Genomic DNA, 14040 nt, shown 5'->3' on the forward strand with positions numbered 1-14040 from the left:
TCATCAGCTCGCTCATCCGTCTGACACTCGTCCAGGACGGAAATGCATTGCCGTTCTAATGAAGGGATGGGTCTCGGAACCCATCCCCTTGAGAAGAGCAAGAACGGCAAGGTTGCCAATCACCAATCTCGCCACCGGCGTTCTCGCCAGCCATGCTCGTGCCGATGGTGGCGGTGAGGGCGGTCGTAATGCCATCCGCGTGGGCGGTCCCATCCATAATGACGTCGCGGCGGCGGCCGCCAACGGTTCGGCCGGCACTCGCCCCACCGGTTCAGGTGCCATCCTCGACCGCATGCCCAATCGACGTTCACGATAGGAGACGCCGATGGAACGTTTATCCCGCCGAGCGGCATGGCATTCACGCCGGTACCTAGCAGTGAGCCGATCAGCAGGGTGGCAGCAATGATGATCTTTCGCATGTCAATGCCTCCTCTAACGAAGACATTTAGCGCCCGTGTCGCTGAATGATGGCTGAAGTCCTCGTTCAGCTTTGCGAAAGATTTCGATGGGAGCTATTGGGCCCGCTCACCAATCACGTGGACGCTCTCTGACGTCATCTCGCCGGCTCCGATCGTCCGATGGGGAGCCTTGCAGCCTGTCAAGCACTTGCAGAAGCGAGTCTGCGCATTCTTTCGTCGTCTCGCCCTCCGCACAACGCAGATCGATCGAGGTTCGGCCGGTCTCGATCCGAAAACGCGCGCCTCGTTCTCGTGGTGATGGATGCATTCGCCAATCGCTCCCATTCATCTCGGGAGCACCCGCTGGTGATGGAGCTGGCGGGGAGCGGTCGTCCTCTGTCTGTGGCGGAGGGCTCGGCGGGGTGTTGGGAGTTTGGGCTAAAGACGCACCGCTGGATACAGCTAGGGCGACGGTTGTCGCAATGAGCGGAAATTTCATGGGATGGCCTCCGGTTATAGATGGCCAACAAACCTCGGTGCAGAAGGGTTTGTTCCTCGGTTAACCGTCTACCGCCAATTCCGCCGATGCCAATGCCATCTCGAAACGCTCGCGGGCGAGATCAGGGCTGCCACGTCCATCGAGTGCGGCAAGGATTGCTTCTGAGGCTGCCATGAAATGTGAATCTTTCAGAAGTGGCCAGCTCGATGTCATAAAATCGTAGGCGTTGAGCGGTCCCATGATCATGATTTCCCCAACCCGAACAGGCCGGTCCCAGAACAAAGTTGTCATGTGCTTCCCATCACTGCCTAGCAGCGGCACAGTGGCATCTATGATATGCCGAGTCCAGCAATAGCCGGCGGTGCTGGGCTTTTACAGGCCGCTGATATCATAATTATCGGTCGCAGCCGTCAGTGCCTGCCCGGCAGCTTTGCCCTCCCAATACGGGAGGAACCACGCGCCTCGGTCGCTTCCGCTTCATCCCTTGGTGGCGGCAGTGAGTCCGTGCCTGTCTGGCCGGATTGCTGAGAATTGGCCACGGGACCACATCACCAGTCGCAACCGGCTTTCAATTTCTTGTCCGGTCCTATGAGGATAGCGCTCCTGCAGGCGCGCAGCGATCTGACCGAGGTTCGTCTCACAGGCTCCGTCCGGTAAAAAACGATCAGCTTCTGCATTGATCGCTCCCATCAACTGCTCATCGCGTCCAGTTTTCATTCCGTGACCTCCTGAGACCATAAGGCGAAGGAATTTGCCACGGTTACGCTGTGCCGTTAATACGGCCAAAAGGCTGATATTGTTATTAAGTGCCTCGCACAGGCGCCGTTGGCTATTATCAACGCTACAGTCTCAAAGCAGGGTAAGAGGCCAGCTATCTCGGTAGGCCGCGAACCCATAAACGGCTGAGATTTGGGTGGCTTCCCGCCGGTCAGCTTTCAAAGGGTCAGTGCCGAAGCTGCCATTGGGTAGTCGGCTTTCTCAGAAAACGATCGAGAAACGAGACACGCCGCGATCTCGTTTCCCTTTCAGAACTCCCGCCGTTTCACCATCTCTTCTGAACTAAGTCGCCAGATGCCGAGCAGGCGTAAAAGCCTGCCGAGGGGCCGAACGCGTGCGTCGTCGCCAAGGCAACGGCCGGGCGAGCACCCTCATCGGGCGAATGGCCGGGTCCGTTCCCCGTCATGTCGGTGGATGTCAGACCCGGGTCCACCGCATTCACTTTTATCCCTTCTGGGTCCAGCTCCTTGGCTAGCTTTACCGTAAGCATGTTCAGCGCCGTCTTCGAAGCGCAGTATCCACCGAAGCCGACCGTCCAGGTTTCGCTCCGCATGTCTAAGGCATCGCCGAGTGAACTCAAGCCACTGCTCATCATCACGATCCGCGCCGCTTCGGACTTGCGCAGCAGCGGCAGGAAAGCTTGCGTCACCCGAAGGACGCCGAACACGTTGGTCTCAAACATTTGCCTGATCTCATCGATCGATTCCTCGGCCAGGGAAGGAGGCTGGCTGGACATGACACCGGCGTTGTTGACCAGCACGTCCAGTTTGCCGGCCTCGCGCTCTATGGTCGTGACGGCACCAGCCACGCTGGCGTCGCTCGTGACGTCGAGTTGCACTGCGCGAATGTCGATACCTAAATTGCGCAACCCACGTGCTGCGGCGTCGCCTTTCTGCAAGTCTCGACATCCCAGCCAGATCGAGTGACCGTTTGCGCCGAGCTGGCGCGCAATCGCGAGACCAATGCCTTTATTCGCACCGGTAACAAGCGCTGTGAGTGGTGTGCGAGTCATGATGATTTCCCTGCTCGTTTCGACCGCAGAGAAATACTACGATTTTCGTAATGTTCAACCTTCGTAGTCTGCAATTCTTTGCGTCAGGCGGACAAATTCGGCCCGCTCTGCAGCATCAAGTGATTCAAGCATCGCGCGACAAGCATCGTGATATCCCGCCATATAGCCTGCGACTGCTTCCTTCCCTTTCGGGGTTACCGTCAGCGCAACGGACCGTCGGTTCGCCTCGGGTCGTTGCCGCCTAATCATTTCCCTACGGACCAACCGGTCGGCGGAGGAAGACATCGTCGTAAGCGCGACTTGGAGGTTTCGGGCAACATCCCCTAAGGTGCAATCAGGATGCTCACTGACGAATAGGAGGGCCTGAACGTCGAGTGCGTTGAGCGAATTTTCCATCGCCGCCGCGGCCTCGGCAACTTTGAAGCGACGGGTGAACCGTTCAAAAGCGAGGGTGAGTTGTTCAATTTGTTCAGGCGTCGGTTTTGTCATTCCTTTTTTAAGCATTTCCGCTTCCCGAACGTAAGTCATCACCGAACGGACAGACGGTAATGAACGCGTTTCTCCCCGGGAGTTCACCGATCGATAATCGCGCGAGCGTGTGAAAACTGCTCCTGATCCAGCGTGAGGAAAAGCGTGGCCCGTTATCGGATGCGACATTGAGAGCGTCCTGTTCACCCCGCCAGTGGAATGGGCGGAATGTAGAGTTCATCACGCTCGATGCTCTCGTTTGGATTGGCTTTATCGGGGCATCTTGAATGCCCGTTGCGCGATTCCGATATCCTTTGATGCCTGTTTTCATCCGGTTGTCCACTGAAGGAGGAAGACATGAACATTCCGGATATTCCTTGGAGAGCTCCCGTCAAAGTTCGGCTGCAGTGCGGTCTGGAACGCACTTTTCTCAGCGTTCACGATGCTCTCGACTTCCTTGAGACCGAATGGCCACTCCGTCGCGGGGAGCGCTATGAGCGCGCAGTCCGAAAATGCGGTGCCGCATTGCGTCGAATGGTTCCTGCTGAAATGGCGCGCGAAGCCTTTATCGCTGCGTGCTTGGAAGCCGGCATGCCGATGATTGTGACGGGAGCAATGAGCTTTCACCCCGCATCAGTTATGCCGGCCCGCCAGGCGTCAGCGTAGCTTTAAAGCCCCCTTCAAGGTCGGCAGGGAGAGTAAAGAGGAACTGCTGATGGTTCGGTCTGAATGACCCAGAGGCGGTGCGGAGCGGTCACCGCCTCCTGCCTGTGATTGTGATCAACACCAAGACTCGCGGCGTCCCGACCAGGTGCGAGCCAAGCCTTCCTCAACGAGGACATCGCCCAAGCTTCTTCCGTGACGTATGAGAACACGCAGCTTGCGGCCGTACTGATCTTCGTCACGTCTTTGCCAGGTTCGCATCTCGAAAGGCCCACTATTCACTAGTTCGACAAAGCGTGCGGTAGCCTTGTCACCCAATGCCTTCTCGTCGGCGCATTGTGGTTGCGACACCTCTGGAGTGTCGACGTCAGCGACCCGGACCTTATCTGCTCCGACGTAGAGGGTGTCCCCATCAACGACGCAGTCCCGCTTGACCCGCCACACCTTTGGAAACCCGCTGCCTGCGCTGGAGTGCCGGTGAGAGCGAAGTAAATATAGGTCGCTGCGAAGGCTGCCATGATTGCAAGAACAAGGAGCAAGCGCTTAAGCCACGGTGGCACTTGCCTCGGCTGCTTCGGTGGTTTCGGTTTCTGGAACTTAATGATGTTGTCGCTCACTGCTTGCATCTCGCTGTCGTTAATCGCCGGGCGTTGCGCACCCTAGTGAGTATCTGAATGATCCCCATGAGGGGAAGGGGCTCGGACTTTGATTCATAGCGGCGATCGACGCTCGGCCATTCTGGTGGTCATGGCGGGGCTTATTTTTTAAGTACAGTCCAAACCATTGAGGTGTGCAGCACAGATTGCGGCGGTGGTTTCTTGCGGCACCTTCACACGCTCGACCAGCCACGCCAGTTCTTCGACGGTGATTTCGAGGTAGGGTTTTTCCGAAAATATGCAGAAAACTACATGTAACAGGCGTATCTATGCATTATTCGACATAGGTAGTTGCGGGTGCATCAGTTATGCACTATTATACATAGAACATGGGGTTGCATGCAGAATTCGACATAAACATGAACTACGAAGCACAGAAGATCATCAAGGCTCTGCGCGAGGCGCGCCTTGCCAAAGGTATGAGGCAGACCGAGTTAAGCAAGCTGTCGGGCGTGCCGCAGGCTCAAATTTCAAGGATTGAGGCAAGCGGCGTTGATATTCGGCTGTCGAGCCTCGCAGCCCTAGCGCACGCCCTTGACCTAGAAGTCGCGCTCGTTCCCCGCAAGGCCGTACCTGCCGTAAAATCCATCACGCGCCAGACCTCCGAACACCCGCCTGTCCAGCCCGCTGCCATCGGCAAGGAACTGCAACGTGTTCAGGAGGCAATCCGTGCGATGCAGGTCAAGATACCCGAAATTCCCAATCTGGACGCCTTGCGCAAAGCTCACGCTGCGATAAAGCCGCTGAAGATCGACATGAGTTTTTTGCAGCCCCTGCGCGAGCTTCGGACTACGCTGGAGCGAATACAAAGATCACAAAAAGATTGGGCCAAGATCGCGGAAGTCGCGCGAAGCATGACGCATCTCCGCAATCAGATTATCCACACACGTCCGTCACCGGAAATTCAGGATGGGCCGCGCCCCGCCTACACACTGGACGATGATGACGATGCCTGACGTTTCCGTTCTAAAAATACGCCTGCACGGCCAAGAGATCGGCACCATCACCTATGTCGGCGGCGAGAAGACACTGTTTGCCTTCAATGACGGCTATATTGAAAATCCTGACAAGCCGACGCTCGGCCTGCGGTTCAAGGATCAGTTCGGGGAGCTGCTCACGGATTTCCGCCCCTACAAGATCAAGCTGATGCCATTCTTCTCCAACCTTCTCCCGGAAGGGCATTTGCGCAAATACCTTGCCGCGAAGGCGGATATCCATGCTGATCGCGAGTTCTTTTTGTTATGGGTACTCGGGCAGGATTTGGCAGGAGCGATTAGCGTAGAACCCGCCGATGGCAAGGCATGGCCGGAAGACGCACACCAGAAGCTCGATGAAGACGCTGTTCAGGCGGTAAGGGAAGACGCCTTGCGGTTTTCGCTGGCGGGGGTGCAACTCAAGTTTTCGGCCGTGAACGACGCAAGCGCAGGGCTGATCATTCCAGACAGCGGCGTTGGCGGTGACTGGATTGTGAAACTTCCCTCACGGGAGTTTGCTCATGTTCCCGAAAACGAATTCTCGATGATGACGCTGGCCAGAATGGTCGGCATGGACGTACCGGCGATTGATCTGGTCGATGTAAGTTCGATCCGCAATCTGCCGGAGGGCATCGAACGGCTTGGCCCCAAGGCATTCATCATTGAGCGGTTCGACCGCATGGAGGATGGCGGCGCGGTTCACATTGAGGATTTTGCGCAGGTCTTCGACGTGTATCCCGAAGACAAATACAAGAAGGCAAGCTTGCGCAATCTCGCCTCGGTTATCGCAGCCGAGTCGGATCACGCCGACGTAGCCGAGTTCATCCGCAGGGTGACATTCAATGTCCTGATCGGGAACGGCGACATGCATCTGAAAAACTGGTCACTGATCTATCCCGATCAACGCCATGCCCGACTATCACCCGCATATGATTTCGTCTCAACGATTCCATATATATCGAATGACAAGTCGGCCCTGACGTTCAGCCGAACAAAGGATTTTACCGGATACACGCTCGATGAGCTTGAGCACCTGGCGGCGAAGGCCGCGTTGCCGCGCAAGCTCGTTATAGGCACGGCAGAGGAAACGGTGGCTTTGTTCATGGAGCAATGGGGCAAGGAAAAAGGCCACTTGCCGATGGATAGCACGGTGACGGAAACCATCGACAAGCACCTTGCAACGCTGCCCATTGTGACAGGTGCAAACTGATACACGGAGTGCGCTGGCTCAATTGAGCTGCCTCATCAGTTCGGCCATCCGGCTGATGATGTCGTCGAGGACGGAGATGCGTTGTCCGCCGGACGGACGAATGGCGAAGTAAGATACGTCGATGCGTGGCTCAAAGGGGATTGTCACGACTTCAGCTCCGGAGGCCCGGATGCTCGTCTGGTCGACAATTCCCACTCCCATCCCGGAAGCGGCGAAATAGCAGCAGTTCAGCATCGAGGTTTCCATCGTGGATACCGGCGGGTGGTCTTCGTGCGAGAAGGCGCGGTCGAGCGTCAACCTCAGGGGTGAATTCCGGCCGGGGATGAGTACACGTTCGTCCTGGAGGTCGGCCGGCGAGATGGCGCTTCGCGACGCCAGTCGATGGCCGGGAGCCATCGCCGCCACCGCGTGCGAACTGTGCAGCAGAACCGCATTCTTGTCGGCCATGCGCGGCGAACTGAACACGAAGCCGAGGTCATAGCGGTTCTTCTCGACCATATCCCAGATATGGCGGCTATTTTCGACATCGATGACCAGCGGCAGATCCAGCCGGTCTCCGACGACATCGATGATGGCCTGATGAAGAAAGGGCCTCACGAGCGACGTCACGCTCGCGATGCGCAAAACAATATTCTTATGTTTTCGGATGTCGTCGGCCGCCTGGGCGATCTGGTCCAGGCCGAGATAGAGGCGCTCGACCTCACGAAAAAGCTGGGCGGCTTCCGCGGTGGGTACCAGGCGCGTGCCCTGCCTTTCGAAGAGAATGATCTGAACGGCATCTTCCAGATCGCGGATCAGCCGACTGACGGCCGGCTGCGTGACGTTCATGACGTCGGCTGCCGCGGTAATCCCGCCTGTCATCATCACGCTTCGAAACGCTTCCATCTGGCGTGGTTTCAAGCGCACTTCCACTTATCTCCATAACATTTGAGCATGAAGGGAGTACTAAATGCAATTTTTCTTTGCTGAGTGAAAGGGGTATTCGACCATTAACCGCGAGGAGAGCGCGGATCCCAAAACATGGAGGAGCCCTGTTTATGAAACTCTTTGCCCTTTCCGCCGCTTTGGCCGCTTCCGTCTTCGCCGCACCGCTTGCAGTCCACGCAGAGGATCTGACCGTCGGTCTCGCCGCGTCCACGACGTCCATGGACCCGCAGTTTTATGTGGTCGGCCCCAACAGCGCGATGGCGCGCAACATCTTCGATGGCCTCGTCAATCAGGACGCCAAGCAGCAGATTCAGCCGGCGCTTGCCATCTCCTGGAAGACGATCGACGAGACGACCTGGGAATTCAAGCTGCGCCCGGACGTCAAATTCCATGACGGCAGCGATTTCACGGCCGACGACGTCGTGGCCAGTATCAAGCGCATCCCGCTCGCATCGACCAACAGCCCAAGTTCGTTTGCGGCCTATGTGAAGGCGATCACCGAAGTGACGGCGGTTGACCCGCTGACGGTTCGCATCAAGACCGACGGCCCCACGCCGCTGCTCCTCAACAATCTCAGCCGCATCGCCATCCTTCCGGCGGAGATGGAAAAGACGACGACGGAAGAGATGAATTCCGGCAAGGGCGTCATCGGCACGGGTCCCTTCAAATTCGCCTCCTGGACACCGGACGATAACGTCGTTGTCGAGCGCAATGACGGTTATTGGGGCGAGAAGCCCGCTTGGGACAAGGTTACCTTCCGGGTTTTCAAGAATAGCAGCGCTCGCGTGGCCGCCATTCTCGCCGGGGATGTCGATATGATCGAGAGCATTCCGACCGCCGATACCCGCAGCCTTCAAGCATCCGACAAGCTGAAAGTCGTCAATGTCGCGGGCAACCGCATCATGTATCTGCACATGGATCAGGACCGGGAGGAATCGCCGTTCGCCAAGGGGCCGGACGGCAAGAACCCGCTTCTGAAGCCGGAAGTCCGCCGTGCGCTTTCGCTTTCGATCAATCGTGAGGCGCTCGTCGACCGGATCATGGATGGGCAGGGCGTACCGGCCGGCCAGGTCGTTCCGGAGGGCTATTTCGGCTACGATCCGGCGATCAAGGTCGATCCCTACGATCCGAACAAGGCCAAGCAGCTGCTTGCCGATGCGGGTTATCCGGACGGTTTCTCGCTGACCTTTCATGCCTCGAACGACCGCTATCCGAACGATTCCAAGGTGGCGCAGGCGATCGGTCAGTTCTTCAGCCGCATCGGCATCAAGACGGAAGTGGCGACGCTTCCCGGCAGCGTCTATTTCACCCGCGCTTCCGCGCTTGAATTCAGCTTCATCATGGGTGGCGCCGCCGTCGAAACCGGCGAAGCTTCCGGCGTACTTGGGCCTATCCTGGAGACCTATGGCGAGAAAGCGGGGCAGGGCAACCGCGGCCGTTATTCCAATCCGGAGTTCGACAAGGCTTTGAGCGATGCCCGTCGCACGCTGGACGATGTCAAGCGCGAGGAACAGCTGAGGAAGGCGACGGAAATCGCCATGACCGATCTCGGCGTCATTCCGGTCTTCTATCTGGCCAATACCTGGGCGGTCAAAAATGGCCTTTCCTACGAGGGCCGTTCGGACGGTTACACGCTTCCCTACTACGTGAAGCCGAACTAATCGCGGGAGGACGTCCACCATGTCTTTCAGCGGCGTTTTTCCCTACCTCGTTTCGCCGATCGATCACTCCGGCGCGGTCATGGAAGGCGTGCTGACGGATTTGGTGGATCACCTCGTTCAGACGGGTGTCCATGGCCTGACGCCGCTCGGCAGTACCGGTGAATTTGCCTATCTCTCCCAGGAGCAGCGGCGTCACGTCGTCGACACGGTGATCTCGGCCAGTCGTGGCCGGGTTCCCGTCGTTGCCGGCGTGGCGTCGACGTCAACGAGCGATGCCGTCGCGCAGACGGAATACATGATTGAGTCGGGAGCCGACGGCATTCTGGCGGTCCTGGAGGCCTATTTCCCGATCGGCGACGAGGGTGTCGAAGCTTACTTCACGGCGATTGCCAAGGCTGCGAAGGGGCGTCCGGTCGTTCTTTATACCAATCCCCAGTTTCAGCGCTCGGACCTGACATTGCCGGTCATCGAGCGTCTGAGCCATATTGAGAACATCCGTTATATCAAGGACGCTTCCACGAATACTGGTCGTCTGCTTTCCATCATCGAGCGGACGCGGGGCCGGATGGAGGTGTTCGCTGCCTCCGCCCATATTCCGGCCTGCGTGATGATGATCGGCGGGGTCGGCTGGATGGCGGGCCCAGCCTGCATCGTGCCGCGCCAGAGCATCGCCCTTTACGAGGCTGCGAAGGCAGGCGACTGGGCGAGAGCCATGGAGCTTCAGCGGCCTCTTTGGCGGGTCAACGAAATCTTCGCGAAATATTCGATCGCGGGATGCATCAAGACGGCGCTCGACCTGCAAGGCTTTCCGGTCGGAGCGCCGATCGTGCCGCAATCGCCGCTCGGCGAAGTCGCCCGTGCTGAAATCAGCGCGGTGCTGCGCGATGTCGGCGCGCTTTGAACTGTCAATTTCCCGATCGATACATCAGGCAACCATAGAATGACTGCAATTCCGATCATCATCGACTGCGATCCCGGTATCGACGACACGATCGCGCTTCTGACCGCCTTCGTCTCGGCCGAACTCGAAATCCTCGGCATCACCCCTGTCTGCGGCAACCAGCCGCTCGATCGGACGGTCCGGAATGCCCTCCAGGTCTGCGAACTCGGCGACCGGACCGATATCCCCGTCTATGCCGGTTGTTTCCGGCCGATGTTCCGGGACCCCATTTATGGCCAGTTCCATGGCAAGAACGGGCTCGGCAACACCACGCTGCCGGAACCGGTCAAAGTTGCCGAAAGCAAATCGGCGGTCGATTTTCTCATCGATACGCTGACTGCCGCAGCCGTATTGCAAAAGCGCGTCACGATCTGCTGTCTCGGCCCGATGACCAATCTGGCGGTCGCCTTGCGGATGAAGCCGCAGATCGCCGAAGGCATAGAGCAGGTGGTCATGATGGGCGGGGCCTATCGCGAGCCCGGCAACCGGACGATCACCTCGGAGTTCAACGTGCTGGCTGATCCGCATGCCGCGCACGTGGTCTTTGCCAGTGGCATAAAAATCGTGGCGCTCGCGCTCGATGCGACACATCAGGTCATGCTCAAGCCGGAGCACGTTGCGCAGTTTTCCAAGGTCAGCGGACGCATCTCCGAAACCCTAGCGGAGCTGATGGCGTTCTGGGACCGTAACGATGTCCGTCGTTACGGTTCGCGCGGCGGGCCGCTGCACGATCCGCTCGTGATCGCCTACCTGCTCTCCCCCGATCTCTTCGAGACGCAACCCGCTCGCGTGTTCGTGGAGCATGAAAGCGAGTTGTGTATGGGACAGACGATCGCCGACTGGTACGGCAAGAGCGGTCTGGAGCCGAATGCGGAGATCGTCACCCGGGTGGATGCCGACGGCGTGATCGCGCTCTTCCTCGACCGGCTTTCGCGTTATGCCGAGGAGGTCGTGGCATGAGCCTTCAGAAGGTCATCATCGATACGGATCCGGGAGTCGACGATGCCGCCGCCATCCTGATGGCGCTTGCTTCGCCGGAGATCGACCTACTTGGCCTGTCCGTCGTGGCCGGCAACGTTCCGCTGAGCGATGCGGTCGCGAACGCCTGCAAGGTCGTCGATCTATCGGGCCGTGATGACGTTCCTGTTTATGCGGGCGCGCCGGGTCCGCTGGTGAGAGACCAGGTCTTCGGCAAATACGCGCGCATCGGCCCGTTCGGCCATGACTTCGTTACCGATGGCAATATCATGCCAGCCGGCGGGCACGCAGTCGATTTCATCGTCTGCACGGCGCGCGAAGCGGCCGCAAGCGGGGAGAAGGTGACGATTTGCGCGATCGGGCCGCTCACAAATATTGCGCTTGCCCTGATGCAGCATCCCGATGTCGCGCGCGGCATCGGCCAGATTGTGTCGATGGGTGGGGCGTTCGCGGCGCTCGGGCACCGTACGCCATGGGCCGAGTTCAACGTCTATGCCGATCCGCATGCTGCCGAGATCGTCTATCGATCCGGCGTGCCGGTCGTGGTCATGCCGCTCGACATGACGTTCCAGGCGCTATTCACTCAAAGGCATTTCGAGCGCTTTGCCGAGCAGGGCGGGCCGGCCGGCGCCGCGCTTTTCAAACTGTTCACCACCTTCGATCGTAGTGATGTCGACCGCTTCGGACGTCCGGGCGGCCCCATTCACGATGCCACGACGATTGCCTGGCTCATCCGGCCCGATCTTTTCAAAAGTCGAAAGGCCACCGTCGGCGTACAGGTCACTGGCTTCACGAAAGGCTATACCTACGCCGATTTCCACCAAAAGATGAACCTTGCTGCCAAGGCGACCATCGTCACCGATGTCGATGAAGAAGGGTTCATCAACCTGATGGTCGAGCGGATATCGCGCTATGGGCGCGTTGCTCCGCCCGACGCCCAATCGCTGGGAGGCTGATATCTATGAGCGGTTATCTGTTGAGCCGGTCGATACAGACTGTTCTGACCTTGCTTGTGATGTCGGTTCTGGTTTTCGTCGGCCTTTATCTGGTCGGCAATCCGGTCGACGTCCTCTTGAGCCCGACGGCAACGCCGGCCGAGCGCCTTCAGGTTATCCAGTCCTTCGGCCTCGATAAACCCGTCTGGGAGCAATACTGGCTTTTCCTGACGCGGGCGCTTTCCGGTGATCTGGGCAATTCCTTCGTCTTCAACCAGCCGGCGCTTACCCTGATCCTCAACCGCATGCCGGCGACGCTGGAGCTTGCCTTTGTCGCGCTGGTTATGGCGCTGATCGTCGGAATTCCGCTCGGCGTTTATGCCGGCCTGAAGCCGAAGGGATTGATCTCGAAATCGATCATGACCTTCTCGATCCTCGGTTTCAGCCTGCCGACCTTCTGGATCGGCCTGGTGATGATCATGCTGTTCAGCGTGCATTTCGGCTGGCTGCCGGCTTCTGGACGCGGCGATACCGTGCCGGTCTTCGGTGTTCCGGTGAGCCTCCTCACGCTGGATGGCCTTTCCCATCTCCTGCTGCCAGCATTCAACCTGGCGCTGTTCAAAATCTCCCTCGTCATCCGCCTCACCCGCGCCGGGGTGATGGAAACGATGCAGCTCGATTTCGTGCGTTTCGCCAGGGCCAAGGGGCTTCCGGAGCGCCGCATCGTCCTGGTCCATGTTCTCAGGAATACGCTGATCCCGCTGATTACCGTGATTGGTCTCGAGCTCGGATCGCTGATCGCCTTCGCCGTCGTTACCGAGACGATCTTCGCCTGGCCCGGCATGGGCAAGCTGATCATAGACGCCATCGGCGTTCTCGATCGCCCGGTCATCCTGGCCTACCTGATGATCACCGTCGTGATGTTCAGCATCATCAACCTGCTTGTCGACATTCTGTATTCGATCGTCGATCCGCGCGTTCGACTTGAGGGGAATTCGTGATGAACCAGGAGACAGGCACGACCAGCTCGGTCCATGTCGGCAACAATCTCGGCAAGCCGACCGCATCCCGCTCCCCGTTCCGCCAGGCGATCTCGGCCCTGCTGAATGACAAGCTGGCGCTTCTCGGCATCGTTCTGGTGCTGATCTTCGTCGTCGCGGCAATTCTGGCGCCGGTCATCGCGCCTCAGAACCCCTATGATCTGTCGCAGCTCGATATCCTCGACGGGCGCCTGCCGCCCGGTTCGGAAAGCATGAACGGGCTGGTCTATGTGATAGGTACCGACGACCAGGGCCGCGATCTTCTGAGCGCCATCCTCTACGGGCTTCGCACGAGCATCCTCGTCGGCATATCGAGCGCGGCGATCGCGCTGGTCATCGGCGCATCGATCGGCCTGATCAGTGCCTATGCGGGCGGTCGCGTCGATTCCGTGCTGATGCGCATCGTTGATATCCAGCTCAGCTTTCCGGCGATCCTGATCGCGTTGATCTTTCTCGCCATCCTTGGCCAAGGCGTCGATAAGATCATCCTCGCCCTGATCGTCACCCAATGGGCCTACTATGCCCGCACCATTCGCGGTTCCGCGCTTGTCGAGCGCAAGCGCGCCTATGTGGATGCGGCCCGCTCCATGGCGCTTCCCGACAGGCGCATCCTCTTCCGGCACATCCTGCCGAACTGCCTGCCGCCGCTGATCGTCGTGGCCACCATGCGTGTCGCCTATGCCATCATGCTGGAAGCGACGCTCTCCTTCCTGGGCATTGGCCTGCCGGTGACGGAACCCTCGCTCGGCCTGCTGATCTCGAACGGCTTCGAATATCTTCTCTCCGGGGATTACTGGATCAGCTTTTTCCCCGGTCTTGCGCTGTTGCTGCTTATCGTCGCGATCAACCTGATCGGTGATGCCCTGCGCGACATCCTCAATCCTCGGCGGGAGGGCTGAGCC

Annotated in this window: 16 protein-coding genes; 9 read left to right on the top strand and 7 right to left on the bottom strand. The window is 58.7% G+C overall.

The features are described from left to right. Positions 1-119: 119 nt before the first annotated feature. From ACE04I_RS06415 to ACE04I_RS06435, 5 genes are all read right to left on the bottom strand, one after another. Positions 120-419 (bottom strand): GCG_CRPN prefix-to-repeats domain-containing protein, encoded by a 300-nt coding sequence (locus tag ACE04I_RS06415; protein ID WP_082118457.1) that lies wholly within the window; start codon positions 417-419, stop codon positions 120-122. A gap of 538 nt (positions 420-957) precedes the next feature. Then, positions 958-1137: a DUF982 domain-containing protein gene (locus tag ACE04I_RS06420; protein ID WP_197082544.1), complete on the bottom strand. Its 180-nt coding sequence runs from the start codon at positions 1135-1137 to the stop codon at positions 958-960. 237 nt (positions 1138-1374) lie between these two features. Beyond that, positions 1375-1614: a hypothetical protein gene (locus ACE04I_RS06425; RefSeq protein WP_487206775.1), complete on the bottom strand. Its 240-nt coding sequence runs from the start codon at positions 1612-1614 to the stop codon at positions 1375-1377. 325 nt (positions 1615-1939) lie between these two features. Further along, entirely contained in the window at positions 1940-2686 is a 747-nt protein-coding gene (locus ACE04I_RS06430) for an SDR family oxidoreductase (protein WP_046796470.1), read from the bottom strand. Between the two features lie 54 nt (positions 2687-2740). Continuing rightward, positions 2741-3190: a MarR family winged helix-turn-helix transcriptional regulator gene (locus ACE04I_RS06435; protein WP_245282154.1), complete on the bottom strand. Its 450-nt coding sequence runs from the start codon at positions 3188-3190 to the stop codon at positions 2741-2743. 321 nt (positions 3191-3511) lie between these two features. On the opposite strand from ACE04I_RS06435, the gene ACE04I_RS06440 reads away from it, so the two are divergent. Next, a complete protein-coding gene (locus tag ACE04I_RS06440; RefSeq protein ID WP_046796471.1) occupies positions 3512-3820 on the top strand; it encodes a DUF982 domain-containing protein in 309 nt (102 codons plus the stop codon). Positions 3821-3934: 114 nt separating this feature from the next. Here ACE04I_RS06440 and ACE04I_RS06445 read toward each other — a convergent pair whose 3' ends face one another. Next, a complete protein-coding gene (locus tag ACE04I_RS06445; RefSeq protein ID WP_487206776.1) occupies positions 3935-4261 on the bottom strand; it encodes a thermonuclease family protein in 327 nt (108 codons plus the stop codon). A 571-nt stretch (positions 4262-4832) separates the two neighbouring features. Here ACE04I_RS06445 and ACE04I_RS06450 point away from each other — a divergent pair. Together ACE04I_RS06450 and ACE04I_RS06455 are read left to right on the top strand one after the other, a co-directional pair. Continuing rightward, positions 4833-5429 (top strand): helix-turn-helix domain-containing protein, encoded by a 597-nt coding sequence (locus ACE04I_RS06450; RefSeq protein WP_487206777.1) that lies wholly within the window; start codon positions 4833-4835, stop codon positions 5427-5429. Then, on the top strand, positions 5422-6657 hold the full coding sequence (locus ACE04I_RS06455; protein ID WP_487206778.1) for a type II toxin-antitoxin system HipA family toxin: 1236 nt from the start codon (positions 5422-5424) through the stop codon (positions 6655-6657). The genes ACE04I_RS06450 and ACE04I_RS06455 overlap by 8 nt, the downstream gene beginning before the upstream one ends. Positions 6658-6675: 18 nt before the next feature. Here the strand turns inward: ACE04I_RS06455 and ACE04I_RS06460 are convergent, their stop codons facing one another. Beyond that, on the bottom strand, positions 6676-7563 hold the full coding sequence (locus ACE04I_RS06460) for a LysR family transcriptional regulator (RefSeq protein ID WP_082118465.1): 888 nt from the start codon (positions 7561-7563) through the stop codon (positions 6676-6678). 131 nt (positions 7564-7694) lie between these two features. Here ACE04I_RS06460 and ACE04I_RS06465 point away from each other — a divergent pair, with 131 nt between their 5' ends. Genes ACE04I_RS06465 through ACE04I_RS06490 form a run of 6 tightly spaced genes read left to right on the top strand, consistent with a single transcriptional unit; the run spans position 7695 to position 14037 of the window. After that, positions 7695-9245, top strand: coding sequence for an ABC transporter substrate-binding protein (locus ACE04I_RS06465; RefSeq protein ID WP_487206779.1), 1551 nt, complete (start codon positions 7695-7697; stop codon positions 9243-9245). A gap of 19 nt (positions 9246-9264) precedes the next feature. Continuing rightward, positions 9265-10146, top strand: coding sequence for a dihydrodipicolinate synthase family protein (locus ACE04I_RS06470; RefSeq protein ID WP_046796475.1), 882 nt, complete (start codon positions 9265-9267; stop codon positions 10144-10146). A 39-nt stretch (positions 10147-10185) separates the two neighbouring features. Continuing rightward, positions 10186-11145, top strand: a complete 960-nt coding sequence (locus ACE04I_RS06475) for a nucleoside hydrolase (RefSeq protein WP_046796476.1) — start codon at positions 10186-10188, stop codon at positions 11143-11145. Beyond that, the gene (locus ACE04I_RS06480; protein ID WP_046796477.1) at positions 11142-12119 is read left to right on the top strand and encodes a nucleoside hydrolase; all 978 of its coding nucleotides are present in this window, start codon (positions 11142-11144) and stop codon (positions 12117-12119) included. The genes ACE04I_RS06475 and ACE04I_RS06480 overlap by 4 nt, the downstream gene beginning before the upstream one ends. Before the next feature lie 5 nt (positions 12120-12124). Beyond that, a complete protein-coding gene (locus ACE04I_RS06485; protein ID WP_046796478.1) occupies positions 12125-13099 on the top strand; it encodes an ABC transporter permease in 975 nt (324 codons plus the stop codon). Then, entirely contained in the window at positions 13099-14037 is a 939-nt protein-coding gene (locus tag ACE04I_RS06490) for an ABC transporter permease (RefSeq protein WP_487206780.1), read from the top strand. The genes ACE04I_RS06485 and ACE04I_RS06490 overlap by 1 nt, the downstream gene beginning before the upstream one ends. Positions 14038-14040: the final 3 nt, after the last annotated feature.

This window comes from Rhizobium moroccans (assembly GCF_057559155.1).